Annotated in this window: 22 protein-coding genes; 10 read left to right on the forward strand and 12 right to left on the reverse strand. The window is 65.1% G+C overall.

All coding sequences use genetic code 11. The features are described from left to right. Positions 1 to 30 precede the first annotated feature (30 nt). The 5 genes from H8A92_RS13740 to H8A92_RS41315 are packed head-to-tail and all read left to right on the forward strand — an operon-like array spanning position 31 to position 3,393. The gene (locus H8A92_RS13740; protein ID WP_394329917.1) at positions 31 to 666 is read left to right on the forward strand and encodes a CoA pyrophosphatase; all 636 of its coding nucleotides are present in this window, start codon (positions 31 to 33) and stop codon (positions 664 to 666) included. Further along, the gene (locus H8A92_RS13745) at positions 663 to 926 is read left to right on the forward strand and encodes a DUF6111 family protein (RefSeq protein WP_229196318.1); all 264 of its coding nucleotides are present in this window, start codon (positions 663 to 665) and stop codon (positions 924 to 926) included. Before H8A92_RS13740 ends, H8A92_RS13745 begins: the two co-directional genes overlap by 4 nt. After that, on the forward strand, positions 923 to 2,179 hold the full coding sequence (locus H8A92_RS13750) for a CCA tRNA nucleotidyltransferase (protein WP_229196319.1): 1,257 nt from the start codon (positions 923 to 925) through the stop codon (positions 2,177 to 2,179). The genes H8A92_RS13745 and H8A92_RS13750 overlap by 4 nt, the downstream gene beginning before the upstream one ends. Further along, positions 2,176 to 2,940: a sulfite exporter TauE/SafE family protein gene (locus tag H8A92_RS13755; protein ID WP_229196320.1), complete on the forward strand. Its 765-nt coding sequence runs from the start codon at positions 2,176 to 2,178 to the stop codon at positions 2,938 to 2,940. Before H8A92_RS13750 ends, H8A92_RS13755 begins: the two co-directional genes overlap by 4 nt. Positions 2,941 to 2,955: 15 nt before the next feature. Next, positions 2,956 to 3,393 (forward strand): hypothetical protein, encoded by a 438-nt coding sequence (locus H8A92_RS41315; RefSeq protein WP_476695694.1) that lies wholly within the window; start codon positions 2,956 to 2,958, stop codon positions 3,391 to 3,393. A gap of 15 nt (positions 3,394 to 3,408) precedes the next feature. Here the strand turns inward: H8A92_RS41315 and H8A92_RS13765 are convergent, their stop codons facing one another. The 5 genes from H8A92_RS13765 to H8A92_RS13785 are packed head-to-tail and all read right to left on the reverse strand — an operon-like array spanning position 3,409 to position 6,528. Next, complete coding sequence (locus H8A92_RS13765) at positions 3,409 to 4,131, reverse strand: HAD family hydrolase (protein ID WP_229196324.1); 723 nt, start codon at positions 4,129 to 4,131, stop codon at positions 3,409 to 3,411. Further along, a complete protein-coding gene (gene hemF, locus H8A92_RS13770) occupies positions 4,122 to 5,018 on the reverse strand; it encodes an oxygen-dependent coproporphyrinogen oxidase (protein ID WP_229196325.1) in 897 nt (298 codons plus the stop codon). Before hemF ends, H8A92_RS13765 begins: the two co-directional genes overlap by 10 nt. A gap of 2 nt (positions 5,019 to 5,020) precedes the next feature. Continuing rightward, positions 5,021 to 5,386 (reverse strand): 6-pyruvoyl trahydropterin synthase family protein, encoded by a 366-nt coding sequence (locus H8A92_RS13775; RefSeq protein ID WP_229196326.1) that lies wholly within the window; start codon positions 5,384 to 5,386, stop codon positions 5,021 to 5,023. A gap of 28 nt (positions 5,387 to 5,414) precedes the next feature. Further along, positions 5,415 to 6,047: a 7-carboxy-7-deazaguanine synthase gene (queE, locus tag H8A92_RS13780; protein ID WP_229196327.1), complete on the reverse strand. Its 633-nt coding sequence runs from the start codon at positions 6,045 to 6,047 to the stop codon at positions 5,415 to 5,417. 10 nt (positions 6,048 to 6,057) lie between these two features. Then, the gene (locus H8A92_RS13785) at positions 6,058 to 6,528 is read right to left on the reverse strand and encodes a tRNA (cytidine(34)-2'-O)-methyltransferase (RefSeq protein ID WP_229186487.1); all 471 of its coding nucleotides are present in this window, start codon (positions 6,526 to 6,528) and stop codon (positions 6,058 to 6,060) included. Between the two features lie 277 nt (positions 6,529 to 6,805). Between H8A92_RS13785 and petA the strand changes: the two genes are divergently transcribed. The 3 genes from petA (at position 6,806) to H8A92_RS13800 (ending at position 10,398) form a co-directional block, all read left to right on the forward strand. After that, positions 6,806 to 7,336: a ubiquinol-cytochrome c reductase iron-sulfur subunit gene (gene petA / locus H8A92_RS13790; protein ID WP_212017664.1), complete on the forward strand. Its 531-nt coding sequence runs from the start codon at positions 6,806 to 6,808 to the stop codon at positions 7,334 to 7,336. 71 nt (positions 7,337 to 7,407) lie between these two features. After that, entirely contained in the window at positions 7,408 to 9,480 is a 2,073-nt protein-coding gene (locus tag H8A92_RS13795) for a cytochrome c1 (protein ID WP_229196328.1), read from the forward strand. 243 nt (positions 9,481 to 9,723) lie between these two features. Further along, positions 9,724 to 10,398 carry a dienelactone hydrolase family protein gene (locus H8A92_RS13800; RefSeq protein WP_229196329.1) on the forward strand — a complete coding sequence of 225 codons (675 nt, stop codon included), beginning with the start codon at positions 9,724 to 9,726 and terminating at the stop codon, positions 10,396 to 10,398. 151 nt (positions 10,399 to 10,549) lie between these two features. Here H8A92_RS13800 and H8A92_RS13805 read toward each other — a convergent pair whose 3' ends face one another. Beyond that, positions 10,550 to 11,548 carry a VOC family protein gene (locus tag H8A92_RS13805; protein WP_229196330.1) on the reverse strand — a complete coding sequence of 333 codons (999 nt, stop codon included), beginning with the start codon at positions 11,546 to 11,548 and terminating at the stop codon, positions 10,550 to 10,552. Positions 11,549 to 11,890: 342 nt separating this feature from the next. Here H8A92_RS13805 and H8A92_RS13810 point away from each other — a divergent pair, with 342 nt between their 5' ends. Together H8A92_RS13810 and H8A92_RS13815 are read left to right on the forward strand one after the other, a co-directional pair. Continuing rightward, positions 11,891 to 14,056: an anthranilate synthase component I gene (locus H8A92_RS13810; RefSeq protein ID WP_229196331.1), complete on the forward strand. Its 2,166-nt coding sequence runs from the start codon at positions 11,891 to 11,893 to the stop codon at positions 14,054 to 14,056. A 115-nt stretch (positions 14,057 to 14,171) separates the two neighbouring features. Further along, a complete protein-coding gene (locus tag H8A92_RS13815) occupies positions 14,172 to 14,711 on the forward strand; it encodes an adenine phosphoribosyltransferase (RefSeq protein WP_229196332.1) in 540 nt (179 codons plus the stop codon). Positions 14,712 to 14,839: 128 nt separating this feature from the next. Here H8A92_RS13815 and H8A92_RS13820 read toward each other — a convergent pair whose 3' ends face one another. The 6 genes from H8A92_RS13820 to H8A92_RS13845 all read right to left on the reverse strand — a co-directional run. Further along, positions 14,840 to 15,508: a P-loop NTPase family protein gene (locus H8A92_RS13820; protein ID WP_229196333.1), complete on the reverse strand. Its 669-nt coding sequence runs from the start codon at positions 15,506 to 15,508 to the stop codon at positions 14,840 to 14,842. A 107-nt stretch (positions 15,509 to 15,615) separates the two neighbouring features. Continuing rightward, the gene (locus tag H8A92_RS13825) at positions 15,616 to 16,359 is read right to left on the reverse strand and encodes a P-loop NTPase family protein (protein ID WP_229196334.1); all 744 of its coding nucleotides are present in this window, start codon (positions 16,357 to 16,359) and stop codon (positions 15,616 to 15,618) included. Between the two features lie 177 nt (positions 16,360 to 16,536). Then, positions 16,537 to 17,775 carry a M48 family metallopeptidase gene (locus H8A92_RS13830; RefSeq protein WP_229196335.1) on the reverse strand — a complete coding sequence of 413 codons (1,239 nt, stop codon included), beginning with the start codon at positions 17,773 to 17,775 and terminating at the stop codon, positions 16,537 to 16,539. Positions 17,776 to 17,809: 34 nt separating this feature from the next. Beyond that, on the reverse strand, positions 17,810 to 18,370 hold the full coding sequence (locus tag H8A92_RS13835) for a LemA family protein (protein WP_092124555.1): 561 nt from the start codon (positions 18,368 to 18,370) through the stop codon (positions 17,810 to 17,812). A gap of 238 nt (positions 18,371 to 18,608) precedes the next feature. Further along, a complete protein-coding gene (locus H8A92_RS13840; protein WP_229196336.1) occupies positions 18,609 to 19,616 on the reverse strand; it encodes a small ribosomal subunit Rsm22 family protein in 1,008 nt (335 codons plus the stop codon). Positions 19,617 to 19,763: 147 nt separating this feature from the next. After that, on the reverse strand, positions 19,764 to 21,003 hold a 1,240-nt coding region (locus tag H8A92_RS13845), incomplete at its 5' end, for a chromosome segregation SMC family protein (RefSeq protein ID WP_229196337.1).

Here is a 21,003-nt window from a genome sequence, read left to right on the forward strand (position 1 = left end):
GAGCCGTTGCTGAAGGTGAAGCCGGCGACGATCAGCTCGACGGAATTCTTCGCGCGGGCCCGCACGCGGCTCAATTTCGAAGTGCCGCCCGGCCTGGTCGATCCGCATATCATTCCGCGCACCGGAGATTCCGGCAACGACCGCATGCTCGAGATCGTCGCACAGGAGCAACCGGTGCGGCCGGCTGCGGTGCTGATCCCGGTGGTCGATCATCCCGAGCCGACCGTGCTGTTGACGCAGCGTTCGCCCAATCTGTCGAGCCACGCCGGCCAGATCTCGTTTCCCGGCGGCAAGATCGACGCCACCGACGCCTCGCCGCTCGATGCCGCGCTGCGCGAGGCCTGCGAAGAAGTTGGGCTGAAGCGGGAATTCATCGACCCGGTCGGCTATCTCGACCTCTATGGCACTGCGTTCGGCTTCCGCATCCTGCCGACGGTCGCCAAGGTGAAGCCGGGATTCGCACTTGAGATCAATGAGGCCGAGGTGGTCGATGCGTTCGAGGTGCCGCTCGCCTTCCTGATGAACCCCGAGAATCATCAGATCCACACCAAGGAATTCCGCGGCATGGACCGGTCCTACTACGCGATGCCGTTCGCCGAACGTTATATCTGGGGCGCCACCGCGGGCATCCTGCGGGTGCTGTATGAGCGGATCTATCTGTCATGATCCGCACGGTGTTGACCGAGATCGGAATCTTTCTGGTCCCTTTCGCGGTCTATGCCATCTTCCTCATCGCGACGCGGTCCGGCGTGACGGTGCCGGCGTCCTGGCCGCTCGACATGCTGGCGAAGCTGACGCTGGCGGCGCTGGTGATGGTCATCGTGAGCTTCGTGCTGCTGGCCGAACTGACCGGCGCGCCGCCGAACTCGACCTACGTTCCCGCCCATATCGAGAATGGCAGGCTGGTGCCGGGAGCTGAGAAATGAGCGAGGAGCGCCTGTTGTCCGACGCGCCATGGCTCGCTTCAGGGCCTGCGGCGCGCGTGCTCGGCCTGCTCAATGCCGACGGCGAGGAAGCGCGGGTGATCGGCGGCGCCGTGCGCAACGCGCTGATGCGGATTCCGCTCGCCGACATCGATATCGCCACCACGGCGCTGCCGGAGGAGGTGATCCGCCGCGCCAAGCGGGCAAGCATCAAGAGCGTGCCGACCGGAATCGAGCACGGCACGGTGACCCTCGTCGTCGACAGCCAGCCCTTCGAGGTGACGACGCTGCGCGAGGACACCGAGACCTATGGCCGAAAGGCCAAGGTGGCGTTCGGACGCGACTGGGTGCGCGACGCCGAGCGGCGCGACTTCACCATCAACGGTCTTTCGGTGGATGCCGATGGCATCGTGCACGATCACGTCGGCGGCCTCGCCGATATCGAGGCGAGGCGCGTGCGCTTCATCGGCGATCCCGCCCAGCGGATCGCCGAGGACTACTTGCGCATCCTGCGCTTCTTCCGTTTCCACGCCGCCTATGCCGCCGGCGAGGTCGATCGCGCCGGTTATCTCGCCTGCGTCAGCGGGCGCGCCGGCTTGAGCGGCTTGTCGGCCGAGCGCATCCGGATGGAGATTCTCAAGCTCGTGGTGGCCAAGGGTGCTCCGGGCGCGGTGGTCGCGATGGGCGATGGCGGATTGCTGCTGCCGCTGTTCGGCGGCGTCGCCTATACCGGGCCGTTCGCGGCGATGATCGAGATCGAGCAATTGATGGCGCTTAAGCCGAGCGCGACGCGCAGGCTGGCCGCGCTGACCGTTGCCGTCACCGAGGACGCGCGGCGCATCGCGAGCCGGCTACGGCTCTCCAACGCCGAAGCCAAGGCGCTCGACTCGATGGGGCATCGCTGGTGGCGCCTGCCCGGCATGGACGAGGCGCGTGCAAAGCGCCGGCTCTACCGGCTCGACGAGGAGCCGTATCGCGACCGGCTGCTGCTCGCCTGGGCGCGAACCGGCGCGAACCGCGACGTCGAGCAGTGGCGCGCGCTCGCCACGCTACCGCAGCGCTGGCGCGCGCCTCACTTTCCGTTGAGGGCGTCGGATTTCATCGCGCGCGGGATTGCCGAGGGGCCGGCATTGGGGCATGTCCTGACCCTGGCCGAGGATGCTTGGCTAGCCGCGGATTTCCCGCTTGACCCGCAGGTGTTGTCTGGCATCGCCGACCAGACCGTTTCCCGTTTCACCCGCGATCATCGGCTTTGAATTTCCTCTCCGGCTTCGCAGACATCTCGCTCCTTCAAATTCTGCTCGTCGCAGGCGTTGCCCTGTTTGCTTCCGTGATCGGAGGCCTCGCCGGCTACGGCACCGGCGCCTTGATGCCGCTGGTCCTGGTGCCGATGGTCGGCGCCGAACCGGTCGTACCGATCATCGCGATCTCGTCGATCTTCACCAATTCCAGCCGCTTCATTGCCTTCGTCAGGTTTGCCGACCGCCGCAAGGCGATCATCGTGATCTTGGCGGCGCTGCTCTCCACGGCGCTCGGCGCCTACGGCTATACGCGGCTGACCAGCGCCGGGGCGTCGCTCGTGATCGGAAGCATGCTGATCCTCAGTGTCCCGCTCAGGCGGCTGCTGCGCAAGCACAGCGTCAGGATCGGCGAGCGCGGCCTTGCAGCCGGCGCTGTCGGCTATGGCGTCGTGGTCGGCGGCACCGCGGGCTCCGGCGTCATCCTGCTGTCGCTGTTGATGGCGGCGGGCCTAGAAGGCGCGGCCGTGGTCGCAACCGATGCGGTGATCTCGCTGACAAGCGCCGCGGTCAAGATGACGGTGTTCGGCCTGACCGGCGTCATCACCGCACAGGTACTGGCGCTTGCGCTCTTGATCGGCCTGGTCGCCATTCCCGGCGCATTCCTCGCCAAGGCCTTTGTCGAGCGGATGCCGGTGCATATCCACACCGCGATCCTCGATGCCGCCGTGATCACCGGCGGCGTGGTGATGATTGCGAGCGCGTTGCGCGCGTTGTGACGGGACGCGAAGGCGATGCTGCCGGCGGTGCGCCAGGCAGCATCGCCCGGGAAATTCTACGCCGCCTCGTTAAGCCGCCTTGCGCTTCTTCTTGCGGTCGCCGTCATCGTCGTCGTCCTCTTCGTCCTCTTCGTCCTCTTCGTCCTCTTCTTCCTCGTCGTCGTCCTCGTCGTCTTCCTCGTCATCTTCCGGATCGATCTCGGTCGATTCGAGTGCGACGAGCGGCAAGGTTTCGCGGAACAGATCGCCGTCCGTTCCCATCCACAGGCACTCGACCTTGTCTTCGTCGACTTCGACGACCGTGATCGGATGGCCGCCGGACTTCAGCATGACAACATCGCCTGGTTTCAGTTCCATGACTTTCCCTCCGCGCTGGATGACGCGGCCGGCAAGCTACCGGGCGGTGATGACAGTCCGATCACGGCCGGTGTCCTGCGCGGTGGATTGCCGTGAAAACAGCCGCAGCTTCTATCTCTGCGCGACCGGAACCAGTTCGCTCAGCGAGCGGATGATGCGGTCCGGCTTGATCGTCGATCCCTCCGGCAGCCCGACACCATGCACGTCCATCCAGATCGCATAGATGCCAAGCCGCTGCGGCGCCACGACTTCCCACTCGAGATTGTCACCGATCATCCAGGTATCGGCTGCGGTCACGCCAAGTGCCTGCATCGCGTGCAGATAGGCGCGCTCCTCCGGCTTGCCGAAGCCATGCTCGCCCTCGATCTGGATGTGATCGAAGCGCTCGACCTTGGCGCGCTGCATGTCGGCCGCGCCGTTGGTGACCAGCGCAAGCTTGATGCCGAGCGCCTTGAACGCATCGATCGCCTCATGGGCGCCGGGGAAGACGAACATCTCTTCCTCGCGATAGGCGGTGAAGCGGTCGGCGATGCGATCCGCGAGATCGTCGGGCAGCGAGCGGTGGCCGGCTGCGGCCAGCGCCGCGAAGCCGCCCTTCACGGTGAGCCGCCGCGCCTCGCCGAGCTTGATCCGCCAGATCGGCTCGGCCGTCGACCAGAATTGCCGGGCAGAGGCCAATAGCGCAGTGGCGACCTGATCCGGGGGCAGGGGAGCGAGCTCGGCGGCGAATTCGGTGGTGATCGCGTTCCAGGCGATCTCGGGGCGTCCATAGGCCGACAGGATGGTGTCATCCATGTCGATCAGCATTGCGCGCGGCAGGTTCATTACGGCCATTTCACCTCCGGCGGCAGCGACGACAGGATCGAATCCACATTGCCGCCGGTCTTCAGGCCGAAGATGGTGCCGCGATCATAGAGCAGGTTGAACTCGACATAGCGTCCGCGGCGGATCAGCTGCTCGTCGCGATCCTCCGCGCTCCAGGCGGCGTCGAAATTGCGCCGCACCAGTTCGGGATAGATCTTCAGGAAGCTGCGTCCGACGTCCTGGGTGAAGGCGAGATCGGCCTCCCAGTCGCCGCTGTCGTGCCAGTCATAGAAGATGCCGCCGACACCGCGGGCTTCCTTGCGGTGAGGCAAATAGAAATATTCGTCGCACCATTTCTTGTACTTGTCGTAGTCGGCGACGCCATTCGGCCCGCTGCAGGCCTCTTTCATCGCGGCATGGAAGGCGATCGTATCGGGATCGTCCTGGGTGCGCCGCCGGTTCAGCACCGGCGTCAGGTCGGCGCCGCCACCGAACCAGGCCTTGGTGGTGACGACGAAGCGGGTGTTCATGTGCACGGCGGGCACGTTCGGATTGCGCAAATGCGCGATCAGCGAAATGCCCGAGGCCCAAAATCGTGGATCGTCGGCGGCGCCGGGAATCTGCGCGCGGAATTCGGGTGCGAACTCGCCATGCACGGTCGAGCAATGCACGCCGACCTTTTCGAACAGCCTGCCCTTCATGATCGACATCACACCGCCGCCGCCGGGCTTGCCGGTGTGGTCGGTGCGATCCCAGGGGGTGCGCACGAACCGGCCGGCATTGCCGGGGTAGAGCGCGGAAGGGGCATCGTCCTCGAGCGTCTCGAAGGCCGCGCAGATGTCGTTGCGCAGCGCTTCGAACCAGCTGCGCGCGCGCGTCTTGCGGTCCTCGATGATGGCTGGGTCTGTTGGCAGCATGACTAACCTTGCGGGCCGAAGTAAGTGCAGCTCTCGTTGCAGCTGTCGCGATGGACGCTGACGCGGGTCAGCTTGCCGGCGTGCTGCAGGCGCTCCCAGATGAAGCGTGAGAGATTTTCCAGCGTCGGGACACCGATCGCCTCGATCCTGTTCAGGAACTTATGATCGAGCGTCTTCTGCACCTCGGCCATGGCGCGCTCGAGCAGGCCGAGATCGAGCACCATCCCGGTTTTCGGATCGGGCGTGCCGCGGACGGTCACCTCAGCTCGAAACGAGTGACCGTGAATCTCCTCGCTGGCCGTGCCAAGGGTCGTTCCGGACAGCGCATGCGCAGCCTCGAACCGAAACGCTTTCGTCAATTCCCACATCTCTCTCAACAATCCAGTTTCAGTTAGTTCATCTAATGCCGAGCGTCTTGTGCGTCTGCACGCTGAGGCGCCATTGCGGGTGCTTCAGGCAATAGGCGATCGCCCGTTCGGTATTCTCGATCACGTCGGGTCCGTCCATCGGCTGTAGCGAGAAGCGCTCGAAGGCGAGCCCTGCAAAATCCTCCGGCGCGTTTTCCGGCTGCGGATAGACCAGCTTGAGCTCGTGCCCCTTGCGCACCACGAGCTCAGACGCGGCCTTGGGGCTGACGCAGATCCAATCGAGCCCGTCGGGCGGGGCGATGGTGCCGTTGGTCTCGATCGCAATCGCAAAGCCGTGGCCGTGCAGGGCCTCGATCAGGGCGGTATCGACCTGCAGCAGCGGCTCGCCGCCGGTCAGGACCACGTAGCGGTCGGCCTCGCCGCCGGTCCATTGCCCGGCAATGGTGCCGGCGAGCTCCGCCGCGTCGGCATAGCGGCCACCCAGCGTGCCGTCGGTGCCGACGAAATCGGTGTCGCAGAACCGGCAGACCGCGCCGGCGCGGTCCTGCTCGCGGCCGCTCCAGAGGTTGCAGCCGGCAAACCGGCAGAACACGGATGCGCGGCCCGCATGGGCGCCTTCGCCCTGCAGGGTGAGAAAGATCTCCTTGACCGCGTAGCTCACCAGAAATCCCTTAAGTTGCCGATCCGGCAATTGCCGAACCTGTCTGCCGCAGCGCCTCGCCGACGGCCATGGCCACTGTGACGGCCACATTGAGCGAACGCATGGTCGGCTTGATCGGAATCAGCAGCCTTGCATCGGCAGCGGCCACCACCGCGTCGGTCACCCCTGCCGACTCGCGCCCGAACAGCAGGACATCGGAGGCCGTATACTCGAAATCAAGGTAGGATTTCGCCGCCTTGGTCGTGAACAGGACCAGCCGGCAAGCGGCCTCGGCGCGCCATTCCTCGAATTTCGACCATGAGTCGTGACGCTTCAACCGCACATGGTCGAGATAGTCCATACCCGCCCGGCGGAAATTCCGGTCCGAGGTGTCGAATCCCGCCGGTTCGATGATATGAGCCGACACGTCCAGGCAGGCGCAGAGGCGCAGAATCGTCCCTGTATTCTGGGGGATGTCGGGCTGGAACAGCGCGATCTGCATGGTGCGGACGACCTGTGAAATCCGGATGAAATTGTCTCAATAAAACATCGCTCGGCGCGGATTTCGTGCATTGCACGTGTGCGAGCCGATAGCGGGCTTGCGCTCGTCCGGCAAGGGTGCCAATAGAACGATTCTGGACTGCTGTTCCGCCATTTGGGGTGGGGAATAGCGGTTTTCTGCCGCCGCGGGGGCGCGGGCGCCGGCAGCCTTTCTTGGGGCGCTTCCCAGCGTCTCTGGGGCGGTTCCACCGGCTGCAGAAAAGAAAGGGCTAGGAATCGTGACGACAGCGTCTTCGGCGGACCATCCGACACGCCGTGATTTTCTCTTTGTTGCAACCGGAGCTGCCGCCGCCGTCGGCGCAGCCGCCACCGTATGGCCGCTGGTTGCCCAGATGAACCCGGACGCCGCGACGATCGCGGCCGGCGCGCCGATCCAGGTCGATCTGGCGCCGATCGCCGAGGGCCAGGACATCAAGGTGTTCTGGCGCGGCAAGCCGATCTACATCAGCCACCGCACCAAGAAGCAGATCCAGGAAGCCCAGAGCGTCGCGCTCTCGAGCCTGCCCGATCCGCAGCCCGACTCGGCCCGCGTCAAGGCCGGCCACGACCAGTGGCTGGTCGTGATCGGCATCTGCACCCATCTCGGCTGTATCCCGATCGCCCATGAGGGCAATTACGACGGCTTCTTCTGCCCCTGCCACGGCTCGCAGTACGATTCCTCAGGTCGTATCCGCCAGGGGCCGGCGCCCGCCAACCTGGCGGTGCCTCCCTACGCCTTCCTTTCCGACACCAAAATCCAGATCGGCTAAGTCCCGGACCCCCGGGGCTTCGGCTTCCCTTTGGACCCATCGCGTCGTTTTTCTTCTTCAGGATCGCATCAATGAGCGGACCATCTGATTTCCAACCGAGCAACCCCGCCTTGAAGTGGATCGAACGGCGCCTTCCGATCTTCGGCCTGATCCACTCGTCGTTCGTGGCCTATCCGACGCCGCGCAACCTGAACTACTGGTGGACCTTCGGCGCCATCCTTTCGATGATGCTGGCGCTGCAGATCCTGACCGGCGTCATCCTGGCGATGCACTACACGCCGCACGCCGACCTTGCCTTCAAGTCGGTTGAATTGATCGTCCGCGACGTCAATTACGGCTGGCTGCTGCGCAACATGCACGCCTGCGGCGCGTCGATGTTCTTCTTCGCCGTCTACATCCACATGTTCCGCGGTCTCTATTACGGGTCGTACAAGGAGCCGCGCGAGGTGCTGTGGATCCTCGGCGTCATCATCTACCTCCTGATGATGGCGACCGGCTTCATGGGCTACGTGCTGCCGTGGGGCCAGATGAGCTTCTGGGGCGCCACCGTCATCACCAACCTGTTCTCGGCCGTACCGTATTTCGGCGAGAGCATCGTGACGCTGCTGTGGGGCGGCTATTCGGTCGGCAACCCTACGCTGAACCGCTTCTTCTCGCTGCACTATCTGCTGCCGTTCGTGATCGCCGGCGTGGTCGTGCTGCACGTCTGGGCGCTGCACGTCGCGGGTCAGAACAACCCGGCCGGCGTCGAGCCTAAGACCGAGAAGGACACCGTGCCGTTCACGCCCTATGCGACGATCAAGGACGCGTTCGGTGTGTCGTGCTTCCTGATCTTCTTCGCCTGGTTCATCTTCTATATGCCGAACTATCTCGGCGACGCCGACAACTACATCCCGGCGAACCCCGGCGTGACCCCGGCGCACATCGTGCCTGAATGGTACTACCTGCCGTTCTACGCGATCCTGCGTTCGATCCCGAACAAGCTCGCCGGTGTCGTGGCGATGTTCTCGGCGATCATCATCCTGTGCTTCCTGCCCTGGCTCGACAGCGCACGGACCCGGTCGTCGAAGTATCGTCCGCTGGCCAAGCAGTTCTTCTGGATCTTCGTGGTGGTCTGCATCCTGCTCGGCTATCTCGGCTCGCAGCCGCCGGAAGGCATTTATGTAATCGCCGGGCGCATCCTGACGGTCTGCTACTTCGCTTACTTCCTGATCGTGCTGCCGCTGCTCGCCCGCATCGAGACGCCGCGCCCGCTGCCGAACTCGATCGCCGACGACGTGCTGGCGAAGAGCAAGGGCAGGGCCGCGACCGCAGCCTCCGTCATGCTCGCGCTGGTGGTGGCTGGCGGCCTGTTCGCCGGCAGCACCCAGAACGCCAAGGCCGAGGAGGGTGGTAGTGCGCCGCCGGCCCAGAGCTGGTCGTTCTCCGGTCCTTTCGGCAAGTATGACCGCGGCTCGCTGCAGCGCGGCCTGAAGGTCTACAAGGAGGTCTGCTCGGCGTGCCACGGCCTGTCCTATGTCGCGTTCCGCAACCTCGCCGATGCCGGCGGCCCCGGCTATTCCGAGGCGCAGGCGGCCGCGTTCGCGTCCGAGTACAAGATCAAGGACGGCCCGAACGACCAGGGCGAGATGTTCGAGCGCCCGGGCCGCCCGGCGGATTACTTCCCGTCGCCGTTCCCCAACGAACAGGCCGCGCGCGCGGCCAATGGCGGCGCGGCGCCGCCCGACCTCTCGCTGATCACCAAAGCGCGGTCCTACAAGCGCGGCTTCCCGCAGTTCGTGATCGACTTCTTCAGCCAGTACCAAGAGCAGGGCCCCGACTACGTCGACGCCATCCTGCAGGGCTTCGAAGACAAGGCTCCGGCCGGCGTCACGATCCCGGAAGGCTCGTACTACAACAAGTACTTCCCCGGCCACGCCATCAAGATGCCGAAGCCGCTGTCCGACGGTCAGGTGACCTTCGACGACGGCTCGCCGGCGACGGTCAAGCAGTATGCGCATGACGTCACCACCTTCCTGATGTGGGCCGCCGAGCCGCACATGGAAGCGCGCAAGCGGATCGGCATGCAGGTGTTCGTGTTCCTGATCATCTTCGCGTTCTTGATGTACTTCACCAAGCGCAAGGTCTGGGCCGACGCCCACTGAGCCTCGGCCACGGTAGCGAGACTTTGAAAAAGCCCCTTCGGGGGCTTTTTTGCTTCACGACGTCGTTCCGGGATGGTGCGCTGGCACCAGGCCACAGATGCGCAATTGCGCATCGGGGAATCTCGAGATTCCGGGTTCGATGCTGCCGCATCGCCCCGGAATGACAGTGTCGTCAATTGCGTCCGTCACAAAGTACGGACAAGATGGCGGCCAATCAGCCGGCAAACATCTGCGGAGGAACTCATGGGTACCAGCATCACCTTCAAGCGTCCGGACGGCAAGGACGCGTCGGGCTATCTCGCTAACGCTGCGCGCGGCAACGCACCGGGCGTGGTCGTGATCCAGGAATGGTGGGGCCTGCAGGACCAGATCAAGGGAATGTGCGATCGCTTCGCGCGGGCCGGTTTCGATGCGCTGGCGCCCGATCTCTACAAGGGCAAGGTGGTGCCGTATCACGACACCGACGCAGCCGGCAAAGAGATGAACTCGCTCGACTTCATGGATGCCACCACGCAGACCGTGCGTGGCGCCGCGCAATATCTTGCCAAGAACGGCGCCAAGGTCGGCCTCACCGGCTTCTGCCTCGGCGGTGCGGTCACCATCATCGGTGCCACCAAGATCCCGGAACTCACGGCGGGCGTGGTGTTCTACGGCATTCCGCCGGAGCAGGCCGCGAAGCCGGCGGACGTCCGGATTCCGCTGCAGGGCCATTTCGCCACCAAGGACGATTGGTGCACGCCGGCACTGGTCGATGGTTTCGAGCAAGCGATGAAGGCGGCCGGCAAATCGCTGGAGCTGTTCCGCTACGACGCCGAGCACGGCTTCGGCAACGAGCAGCGCCTGTCGGTGCACGACCGCCAGTGCGCGGAGCTCGCCTGGGACCGGGCGACGGACTTCTTCAAGAAGCATCTGGGATAGTACGATCGTGAGAACCACCGGCGTCGTCCCGGCGAAAGCCGGGACCCATACGCCGCGGCAGTCGTGACTAAAGGATGCTGCTCGACGGCTTCGCCAAACAACTACACCCTGTGGTTATGGGTCCCTGCTTTCGCAGGGACGACGGCGAGATCTAGCCCTCCGCCTTCACCCCGTCCCACCACGGGCAGGTCCCTGCCATCAGCTTGAAATTGCCTTCCATCACCTGCACCGGCGCGCGCTTGCCCTCGGCGGCGGCGCGCATCCGCATCTCGCGCGCGACCGCGCGGTCTTCCGGCGACAGCCAGACGCGCTCGTGGCCCCACAGGCTCGGACCGTCATGCATCTCGAACGGTGTCCAGTTCGCAGGGTCGATCTCGCGGCCGCCCCAGCCGCACTCGACCATGAACGCCGACGGCGACTTGGCGTAGAACGACGTCATCAGATCGTTGGTGTGACGGCCGAGCGTGACGTTGACCCGGTCGTCCTGCTGCGCGATGTCGTAGGCTTGGCCGACATCGTCGAGCGAGAACACCTCCACCATCAGATGGTGCATGCCAATGGTCCCGGTCTCGATCAGCGCCAGCGAGTGGTGGCGGGCGTTGACGTGGAAGAAGTAAGCGCGGAACGGCTTCTCGATGTAGTCGCTGAGCGCGAAGCCGAGCACGTCGACATAGAAGCTCATGACAGGGACGAGATTCTCGACCGTCAGCACGGCGTGGCCGAGGCCGAGCGGCCCGGTGCGGAAACCGGAGATCGAGCGTCCCGGCCTGAACGGCGTGTCATCGATCTCGGCGCCGTGAAACGCCTCGAGACGATTGCCGGCCGGATCCCGAAACGAGATCAGGCCGCGCACCCGCCTGGCATCGGCGAGGGTCTGCGGCTCGGCAGTGACGGCGATGCCGGCGCGCTCCAGCCGCGCCGCCAGCGCATCGAGGGCGGCGGCATCCGCCACCTCCCAGCCGAAGAACCTTGTGCCTTCGCCCTGCGCGCGGTCGATCACGATACGCTGCTTGCGGTCGTCCATCCGGAACGCGAGCAGCGAATTGCCGCGCTCGATCGCCTGCAACCCGACCAGGCCGGTGCCGAATTGCCGCCAGTCGTCGAGCGCGTCGGAGCCGAAGCCGGCATATCCGAGACCCAAAATCGCCATCTGCGCCTCCGCCATCTGTCTGTTTTTTGGGCGGCCGATCGGCCGCCATTTCGATAAATCCTACGCGGATTCCCGTCCTCTCAAAGCCCCAAGATGCCGTCCAAGGGGGCGTCCCGCCTTGGGGCAGGGGTGCTGGGCGATCCCTTGACACGGCCCGCGCCGGGTGGTGAGTAGCGCCCATGAGCACCGTTGCCAGTCCATCCCGTCGTTGGTGGCCCACCTTCTCGTAGGTGGCCGGTGCGTTTTCATTTTCCAAAACGTCGAAGGTCGCCATCGCAGTGCGACGGTCTCCTTCGTTTGTCCTGTGTGGCGCTCTCTCGGCAAGTCTCGTAAGAGGATCACATGAACAGGACAGTCTTCTCCCTTCCGGCCAAGAGTGAGTATCTGACCAATGGCGGCCTTGCGGTCGCGCGGGTGGTCGAGCAGTTCACCGGCGGCGCCAACCGCCTTGACGACCTGATCGCACTGCTGGACCGCCGCCGCGGCGTGGTGCTGTCCTCGGGCACGACGGTGCCGGGCCGCTACGAGAGCTTCGACCTCGGCTTTGCCGATCCGCCGCTGGTGCTCGAGACCTCGGGCACCGATTTCTCGTTGCAGGCGCTGAACCCGCGCGGCGAAGTCCTGATCGACTTCCTCGGCGACGTGCTGCGCGAGCCTTGCGTCGTGATCTCGGAGCGCAGCGCAACGAAGCTCGCCGGCCATATCATCCGCGGCGCCGCGCCGGTCGAGGAGGACCAGCGCACCCGCCGCGCCAGCGTGATGTCGCTGGTTCGCGACATGGTGGCGGCATTCACCTCCAATGCCGATCCACTGCTCGGCCTGTTCGGCGCCTTCGCCTACGATCTCGTGTTCCAGATCGAGGACATCGTGCAGAAGCGAGCCCGCGAGGACGACCAGCGCGACATCGTGCTCTATGTGCCGGACCGGCTGCTGGCCTATGACCGCGCCACCGGACGCGGCGTGGCGCTCAGCTACGAGTTTTCGTGGAAGGGCAGATCGACCGCCGGCCAGTCGCACGAGACCGCGCCGAGCCTCTACGCCAAGACTGGACGGCAGGGTTTTGCTGATCACGCCCCGGGCGAATATCAGGCGACGGTTGAAGTCGCGCGCGCGGCGTTCGCCCGCGGCGATCTGTTCGAGGCGGTGCCCGGGCAGCTGTTTGCCGAGCCTTGCGAGCGCTCGCCGGCGGAAGTGTTCCAACGGCTCTGCCGCATCAATCCATCGCCCTATGGCGCGCTGATGAATCTCGGCGACGGCGAATTCCTGGTCTCCGCCTCGCCGGAGATGTTCGTCCGCTCCGACGGCCGCCGGGTCGAAACCTGCCCGATCTCGGGCACCATTGCGCGCGGTTCGGATTCGATCGGCGATGCCGAGCAGATCCGCAAGCTCTTGAACTCGGAGAAGGACGAGTTCGAGCTCAACATGTGCACCGACGTCGACCGCAACGACAAGGCGCGCGTCTGCGTGCCCGGCACCATCAAGGTGCTGGCGCGGCGTCAGATCGAGACCTATTCCAAGTTGTTCCACACCGTCGACCATGTCGAGGGCATGCTGCGACCGGGCTTCGATTCGCTCGACGCGTTCCTGACCCATGCCTGGGCCGTGACCGTGACCGGCGCGCCGAAGCTGTGGGCGATGCAGTTCGTCGAGGACCATGAGCGGTCGCCGCGGCGCTGGTATGCCGGCGCGATCGGCTGCGTGAATTTCGACGGCAGCATCAACACCGGCCTCACCATCCGCACCATCCGCATGAAGGACGGTCTCGCCGAGGTGCGGGTCGGCGCCACCTGTTTGTTCGACTCCGATCCCGCAGCCGAGGACCGCGAGTGCCAGGTCAAGGCGGCGGCGCTGTTCCAGGCGCTGCGCGGCGATCCGCCGAAGCCGCTGTCGGATTTCGCGCCCGATGCCACCGGCTCGGGCAAGAATGTGCTGCTGATCGATCACGACGACAGCTTCGTGCACATGCTGGCGGATTATTTCCGCCAGGTCGGCGCCGACGTCACCGTGGTCCGGCACATCCATGCCCAGGACATGCTCAAGAAGAAGGACTGGGACCTGCTGGTGCTGTCGCCCGGACCGGGCCGCCCGGAGGATTTCGGCATCGCCAAAACCATCGACACCGCGCTCGAGAAGAAGCTGCCGATCTTCGGCGTCTGCCTCGGCGTGCAGGCGATCGGCGAATATTTCGGCGGCGAGCTCGGCCAGCTCACTCAGCCCGCGCATGGCCGTCCCTCGCGCGTCCAGGTGCGCGGCGGCAGGCTGATGCACAATTTGCCCAATGAGATCGTGATCGGCCGCTACCACTCGCTCTATGTCGAGCGCGACAGCGTGCCGGATGTGCTGACGGTGACCGCGACCACTGAAGACGGCGTCGCGATGGTGATCGAGCACAAGACCCTGCCGGTCGGCGGCGTGCAGTTCCATCCGGAATCGCTGATGTCGCTCGGCAACGAGGTCGGCCTGCGCATTGTCGAGAATGCATTCCGGCTTAATGTGAGTACGAATTGATTTGGACCGTCATTGCGAGGAGCGAAGCGACGAAGCAATCCATCTCTCCGCGGATGTGGAGCGATGGATTGCTTCGCTGCGCTCGCAATGACGACGCGGAGAAAGCGAGACTGCAATGACCTTCGACCACGACATCAAGGCGACCGTTCGCACCATCCCGGACTACCCGAAGAAGGGCGTCCTGTTCCGTGACATCACGACGCTGCTCGCGGATGCCCGCGCTTTCCGCCGGGCAGTCGATCAATTGGTGCATCCCTGGGCGGGCGCGAAGGTCGACAAGGTCGCGGGCATCGAGGCGCGGGGCTTCATCCTCGGCGGCGCGGTGGCGCATCAGCTCTCCGCCGGCTTCGTGCCGATCCGCAAGAAGGGCAAGCTGCCGCACACCACGGTGCGGATCGCCTACTCGCTGGAATACGGCATCGACGAGATGGAGATGCATGCCGACGCCGTGCAGCCCGGCGAGCGCGTGATCCTGGTCGACGATCTGATCGCGACCGGCGGCACCGCGGAGGGCGCAGTGAGGCTGCTGCGCCAGATCGGCGCCAACGTGGTCGCGGCCTGCTTCATCATCGACCTGCCCGACCTCGGCGGCGCCGCCAAGCTGCGTGCGATGGATGTTCCGGTGCGCACGCTGATGGCGTTCGAGGGGCATTAAGCGCTCCTCTCTCTGCCTCGTCCCTGCGAAAGCAGGGACCCATAACCACGAATGGTGATTGTGGAGCGACGTTGTGGCCCCAGCCTTCGCCAAACATATAGCTGTGGTTATGGGTCGCGGGACGACGATCATCCCCGCTGCAAAAGCATGCTCAGCTCGAGATCCCGGAAAGTCGTGTAGTTCTTCCGGATCCACTGATGCAGCTCGGTCGAGGAATCCTTCTCCTGGCGCAGATAGCCGGTGAAGGAGAAGGTCAGCCGGTCGATATAGGTCTTCAGGAACACCGGCAGCGCACGGAAGCGCAGCACCCGGCTGCCGGTCATGACGGGCGGCAGCTCGCCGCGCACCACGAATTCATTGTCGATGACGACGAGCGCGTTCGGCGGGATCAGGCCAGCCAGCGTCTGGTAGCCGCGCACCGAGGCGCGGTCGGTATCGGCGACATACAGGATGACCGGCGCGACGCGGCGGCGCAGCGCCTCCTTCATCAGCCCGATCTGGTCGCACATTTTGAAGAATTCGTCGAAGGCGTGGTAGCCGAGGTCCACCACCTTGGCGATGCCGTCATTGACGATGAGCCGGTCCATCAGCTGCATCTTGCCATAGGTGTCGATCACGTCAGCGGTTTCCGTGATCCGCGGCAGATAGTCGAGCAGCGATGGTTCCTTCAGGTTGATGTCGTAGCAGACCACATCGCCGTTCTTGAGCAGCAGGAATTCGCCGAGCAGCCGCGCGATCAGCGTCTTGCCGACCTGCGGGCGGGGCGAGCAGATGATGTAAACGGGCGTGGATGACATCGCCCGCTATATCAGGCCAAATTTTCGCCTAATCCAGCCCCATCGCGGCCCCGGATGCGACTTTTTCGCTGCCCCGGGCGTGACTTTTCCGCTGCTGCCAGGCGCGGCTATTTTTCGCCCTTGGCCGACTTGGCGCCGACCAGGTCGGTCAGCTTGATGCGGTCGTACTCGCTCCAGACATTGGCGAGCCAGTGCCGGACATAGCCGCGCAGCACGAAGGAGTAGTTGGCGGCGTCGTCGTTGATGCCCTTGTTGGCGACGAATTTCAGGAACGGCACCGAGGAGACCTCGACCTGCTCATAAGCCATTTCGTTGAGCTTGGGGATCGTGAGGTCGGTCGCGTCCTTGATGCGATGGAAGTAGGAATTGTAGGTCGCCTGGTCCCACTGGAAGAACTGTGTGTCGTTGATGAAGTTCTTCACCAGGAAGTATTTCGCGCCGCCCATGAAGCCGGCGGTCTCGGCGATCTCGTCCAGCGAGGCGATCGACGGGCCCAGGATGTGGAACACGGCGAAGGTGATCTGGCCGGAGCGCGCCGCGTCGAGGAAGCCGATATCGCGCAGCGAGGCCAGCGCGGGCGAGAGCAGGCCGGCGCGGACGTCGATCACGGTGACCGACGGCCCCGAGTTCAGCGTATCGAAGATCTTCATCTGGTCCGCGGTCGTCGTCATGTCGACGATCTCGGTGATGTCGGGGTGGAAGCGCTTCAGCGTGCCGCGCGGCGACTCGGTGTCGAACGCCCGGGTCTGCACATTGTTGGCACTGAAATAGTCCAGGAGCGTCCGCGAGACGGTGGTCTTGCCGACCCCGCCCTTGTCAGCACCCACCACGATCACAACCGGCTTTGCCATGGAAGTCCCTTAAAGCGCACTCCCGACCGCGATGGCGATCGGCAAGTCCCCACACTGCTTTGGGCGCGAACATGGCAGAAACGAGGGAGAATTCAATTCCTTAAGGTGCCCACATTGGGTTTGGTGGGGATTTCCTTAATGGACTGAATAACCTAGGGCATGATCCGGCTGGTGCAATCAGCGGTGCCGGCCCCAAGGTCCCTGCAGTGGTCCCAGCGGCCCGAACGGTCCTTGTGCAGGGCCGCTGCCGGGCAGCGGAGGCGGATTGTTCGGTTGTGCAGGCGGAGCATCGCCCCACGGGCCGTGGGTCACCGGCGGGGGCTGGCCGCCTGGCGCGGATGGCTGGTCCTGCGGTCCCGTCGCGTCCGATGGCTCGTCCGGCAGTGCCAGTGGTCCGGGATCATGGCCGCCGGCATATTTCACCAGCGCATCGACCCGCGACTTCACCGACGGGTGCGTGGCGAACAGGTCGGCAAAGCCCTCGCGCGGATTGTCGACGCAGAGTTCCATCACCGCCGAGGTGGCGTCCGACAGCTCGCCGCGGTTCTCGATCTTGCGCAGCGCCGAGATCATCGCATCGGGGTTCTTGGTCAGCTCGACCGATCCGGCATCGGCAAGAAATTCGCGTGACCGGGACAGCGCCAGCTTGACCACCTGCGACAGCAGCCAGGCCAGCACGATCAGCGCAACCGCGATGATGATGACGATGATGGCGCCGCCGCCGGAGCCTTTGCTGTCGCGGTCCGAGGAAGACCTCGACGATGAGGAGGACGACGACGACCAGCCGCCTCCGCCGCCGCTCGAGTTCCACGACAGATTCGTGAACAGGCGGAAGAACAGCTCGCCGAAGAAGCCGACCACGCCGGCGATGATCACGGCGATCACCATCAGCTGCACGTCGCCGTTCTTGATATGGGTGAGCTCGTGGCCTAGCACGGCCTCGATCTCCTGGTCGTTCAGCGCTCTCAAGAGACCCGTGGTGACCGTGATGGCGTATTGCCGCGGGTTGAGGCCGGTCGCGAACGCGTTCAGCGCCGGGCTGTCCATCACCTTCAGCTTCGGCATCGGGATGCCGCGCGAGATGCAGAGATTTTCCAGGAGATTGTAGAGCCGCGGCTGCTGCTGCCGCGTCACGCTCTCGCCGCCGGTGACGGCATCGATCATCTTCTGGTGGAAGAAATAGGCGATCACGATCCAGGCCGCGGCCGCGATCGTCGCCCACGGGAAGGCCGACACCAGGTCGCGCGAGGCCCGCGTCAGATAGTAGTCGACAGTGCGGCTGCTATCGGTCATCACCTCCGCGACCAGCGCGCCGGCATAGACCAGCACGTAGATCAGCAGGAACAGGCCGGCGAGCAGCAGCATCGAACGAAACTTGTTCGATGCGATATGCGTGTAGAGACCATAGGCGGCCATGACGGAGCAGCCTCTCGCCGGCGCGCGTTGCGCCTTAGAACTTCACGCTCGGTGCCGCCTCGACCTCTGTGCGGCTGGCGCCGAGGTCGAAGAAATCCTTGCGGGTGAAGCCGAACATGCCGGCGAACAGCGCGGCCGGCATCTGCTGGATGCCGGTGTTGTATTCCTGGACCGCGTTGTTGAAGAAGCGGCGGCTGGCGGCAATCTTGTTCTCGAGATCGGAAAGCTCAGAGGCGAGCTGCTGGAAATTGGCGTTGGCCTTGAGGTCCGGATAGGCCTCCGACAGCGCGATCAGCCGGCCGAGCGCGCCGGAGAGCTGGTTCTCCGCCGCCGACACCTGGGCCGGTCCCTGCGCCGAGATCGCCGAATTGCGCGCCTTGATGACGTCGTCGAGCGTGCCGCGCTCATGCGCGGCATAGCCCTTCACGGTCTCGACCAGGTTCGGGATCAGGTCGTGGCGCTGCTTGAGCTGCACGTCGATGTCGGCAAAGGCCTGGCTGACCCGCTGGCCGAGCGCGACCAGGCGGTTGTAGGCGCCGAACGCAAACAGCACGAGAAGGACGATGACGCCGATAACGATCCAGCTGGTCGACATGACAGGGCAACTCCTGAAGGACGAGACGGCGGCACCGTAGCCCAAGATCGGGGCGCAGGGCAGCCCGCCGCGAAGAGGTGGGCATTGTCTTGGTCGAGGCTGGCCGGGATTGGTTCAACGTCGTCGTCCCGCCGCTCGCTGGTTCAACGTCGTCCCGGCGAAGGCCGGGACCCATACGCAGCGGCCCATGGAAAGGGCACAAGCGGCGTCGGCTTTGCTTCACAATTGAGATCGGTGGTTATGGGTCCGGGCTTTCGCCGGGACGACGGGGGTTGTTGGTTACGACCGCATCGCCCCAGCGCCAGCGCCTGGCGCGCGCGTAATCGGCCTTGGCGCGGCGCTGGATCTTGGCGACCGCGACACCCTCGGGCGTGCATAGCTTGGCCGCGATCTCGACCTTGCCGACATCCGGCTGCGCCAGCACGCGCGATGGCCTGTTCTCGACGCGCGCGCGGCTCAGCGCGACATAGGCGAAGCGCTCGTCCTCGAACGGTGCGTCGGCGCCCTTGACCTGCTTGTGCGCGCGCGAGCGTTGCAGACGCTGCGAGAAATGGCACCAGTCGGGCGCAATCAGCGGACAGCCATTGTCATGTGGGCAGGGCGCGCTGACATGCGCGCCGGCAGCAATCAAGCGTGCGCGGAGTGCGATGATTCGCGCATAGCCCGCCGGTGTGCCGGGCTCGACGACCAGCAGGGTATCCCTGGTTTTCTCCCACATGACATCGGTGAGCGCGTCGCGCTCGGCATCATTGATCTCGTTGATGACGTAGCTCGCGATCACGAGGTCAGCGGCCTTAGCATGCGCCGCATAGGTGCGGGCCTGGCCGAGCTCATAGGTGATGCGGCGCAGGCGATCACTCCGGCGCGTGAGGTCGAGCGCCAGCGTCCGCAGGGCCTCATTGGAATCGAGCAGAGTGAACGCCTGCAACGACGAGAAGGCTTCCGCGGCCGCCCAGCTTGCCGTCCCCGGCCCGGCGCCGACATCGAGCAGGCTGGTGGGCGCGAAATCCGGCCTGATGTCGGAGAGTGAATCGAGGCTCGCCACCACGGCGGCATAGGTCGCCGGCATCCGCGCCACGGCGTAGGCCAGCGCATCAGTCTCGGTCTTGATCGTCGAGGAGCCGCCGCCTTCGCGATAGGTCTGCGAGATGATGGCCGCACGGCCGGCGGCGTCGCTGCGTGATAGGCCTTCGAGCCGGGCGTTGAGGGAGGCTTTGAGTTCAGCAGGCAGGTCGGGTGACGTCATGCGCCGTACCATCCCCATGTCATTGCGAGCGGAGCGAAGCAATCCATATCGCCGCTTGCAGAAGCATGGATTGCTTCGTCGCTATCGCTCCTCGCAATGACGAGGCCGGAAGGCCTCGCCTCAAATCCGAGGTGTTCTGATGCAGCCTTAAGCCACGTTCTGGTCGAGGATATCGACCGCGCCCTGCAGGTCGACCGACACCAACTGCGACACGCCGCGCTCGGCCATGGTGACGCCGAACAGCCGGTTCATCCGCGCCATCGTGATTGGATTGTGCGTGATGATGATGAATCGCGTGTCGGTCGAGCCGGTCATTTCGTTCAGCAGGGTGCAGAACCGTTCGACGTTGTGGTCGTCGAGCGGCGCGTCGACTTCGTCCAGCACGCAGATCGGCGATGGGTTGGTGAGGAACACCGCGAAGATCAGGGAGAGAGCGGTCAGCGCCTGCTCACCGCCCGAGAGCAGCGACAGCGTCTGCGGCTTCTTGCCCGGCGGCTTGGCGATGATCTCGAGGCCGGCTTCCAGCGGATCGTCGCTCTCGATCAGGTGCAGCGCGGCTTCGCCGCCGCCGAACAGCTCGGTGAACAACCGCTTGAAGTGGTTGTTGACGGTTTCGAACGAGGTCAACAGCCGCTCGCGCGCTTCGCGGTTGAGGCTCTGGATGCCCTGGCGGAGCCGCTTGATCGCTTCGACGAGGTCGTCGCGCTCGGTGGTCAGCGCGGTGTGCTGGGTCTCGACTTCCTTGAGTTCTTCCTCGGCGCGCAGATTGACGGCGCCCAGCCGCTCGCGGTCGCGGCGCAGCTTCTCGAGCTCTTCCTCGACCTGCGCGACCGGTGGCAGCTCCGCGCCCGGCTCGATCTCGGCCATGCCGACCACCGCGCTCGGCTCGACCTCGAGCATGTCGTGGATCTCGCGCTCGATGTCGGCGAGACGGCGGCGGGTGCCTTCCATGCGCTCTTCGGCGCGCGCGGTGGCTTCGCGGGACGACGACAGCGCTTCGAGCGTGGCCTTGGCGACGCGGTCGGTCTCCGCCATCGCGGCTTCCGCGGTCGCCAGCGCGTCGGCGGCGATGCGGCGATCCCCCTCGGCGTGCTCGATCTCCGTGATCAGCGCGCTGCGCTTCTCGGCGAACACTTCCGGCGCGTTGGCCAGTTCCTCGCGCTCGGCCGACACCTCGGCGATGCGCGCCTCGATGGTTCCGACCTGCGAGGCTGCGCTGGTCTTGCGGCTCTGCCACTCGTTGCGTTCGGCAACGATCGCCTGCACGCGGCGGTCGGCGAGCTCGGCCTCGCGGGCGAGCGCCTGCGCTTCGGCACGGACCTGCGCCGCGGCCCGGCGCTGATTGTCGATCTCGGCGCGAACCGCGGCGAGCTGGGCCTCGGTCTCG

The organism is Bradyrhizobium acaciae (assembly GCF_020889785.1).
In the GTDB taxonomy this organism is placed as follows: Bacteria; Pseudomonadota; Alphaproteobacteria; order Rhizobiales; family Xanthobacteraceae; genus Bradyrhizobium; species Bradyrhizobium acaciae.

Coding starts and splice junctions, on each gene's coding strand:
- H8A92_RS13805 (WP_229196330.1), bottom strand. CDS start 11,548: ATGGCGATTTTGGGTCTCGGATATGCCGGCTTCGGCTCCGACGCGCTC.
- H8A92_RS13785 (WP_229186487.1), bottom strand. CDS start 6,528: ATGCAGATCGCGCTGTTCCAGCCCGACATCCCCCAGAATACAGGGACG.
- H8A92_RS13750 (WP_229196319.1), top strand. CDS start 923: ATGAGCGAGGAGCGCCTGTTGTCCGACGCGCCATGGCTCGCTTCAGGG.
- H8A92_RS13825 (WP_229196334.1), bottom strand. CDS start 16,359: ATGGCAAAGCCGGTTGTGATCGTGGTGGGTGCTGACAAGGGCGGGGTC.
- hemF (WP_229196325.1), bottom strand. CDS start 5,018: ATGCTGCCAACAGACCCAGCCATCATCGAGGACCGCAAGACGCGCGCG.
- H8A92_RS41315 (WP_476695694.1), top strand. CDS start 2,956: ATGCTGCCGGCGGTGCGCCAGGCAGCATCGCCCGGGAAATTCTACGCC.
- H8A92_RS13765 (WP_229196324.1), bottom strand. CDS start 4,131: ATGGCCGTAATGAACCTGCCGCGCGCAATGCTGATCGACATGGATGAC.
- H8A92_RS13820 (WP_229196333.1), bottom strand. CDS start 15,508: ATGTCATCCACGCCCGTTTACATCATCTGCTCGCCCCGCCCGCAGGTC.
- H8A92_RS13810 (WP_229196331.1), top strand. CDS start 11,891: ATGAACAGGACAGTCTTCTCCCTTCCGGCCAAGAGTGAGTATCTGACC.
- H8A92_RS13745 (WP_229196318.1), top strand. CDS start 663: ATGATCCGCACGGTGTTGACCGAGATCGGAATCTTTCTGGTCCCTTTC.
- H8A92_RS13800 (WP_229196329.1), top strand. CDS start 9,724: ATGGGTACCAGCATCACCTTCAAGCGTCCGGACGGCAAGGACGCGTCG.
- H8A92_RS13835 (WP_092124555.1), bottom strand. CDS start 18,370: ATGTCGACCAGCTGGATCGTTATCGGCGTCATCGTCCTTCTCGTGCTG.
- H8A92_RS13840 (WP_229196336.1), bottom strand. CDS start 19,616: ATGACGTCACCCGACCTGCCTGCTGAACTCAAAGCCTCCCTCAACGCC.
- H8A92_RS13815 (WP_229196332.1), top strand. CDS start 14,172: ATGACCTTCGACCACGACATCAAGGCGACCGTTCGCACCATCCCGGAC.
- H8A92_RS13795 (WP_229196328.1), top strand. CDS start 7,408: ATGAGCGGACCATCTGATTTCCAACCGAGCAACCCCGCCTTGAAGTGG.
- H8A92_RS13775 (WP_229196326.1), bottom strand. CDS start 5,386: ATGTGGGAATTGACGAAAGCGTTTCGGTTCGAGGCTGCGCATGCGCTG.
- H8A92_RS13830 (WP_229196335.1), bottom strand. CDS start 17,775: ATGGCCGCCTATGGTCTCTACACGCATATCGCATCGAACAAGTTTCGT.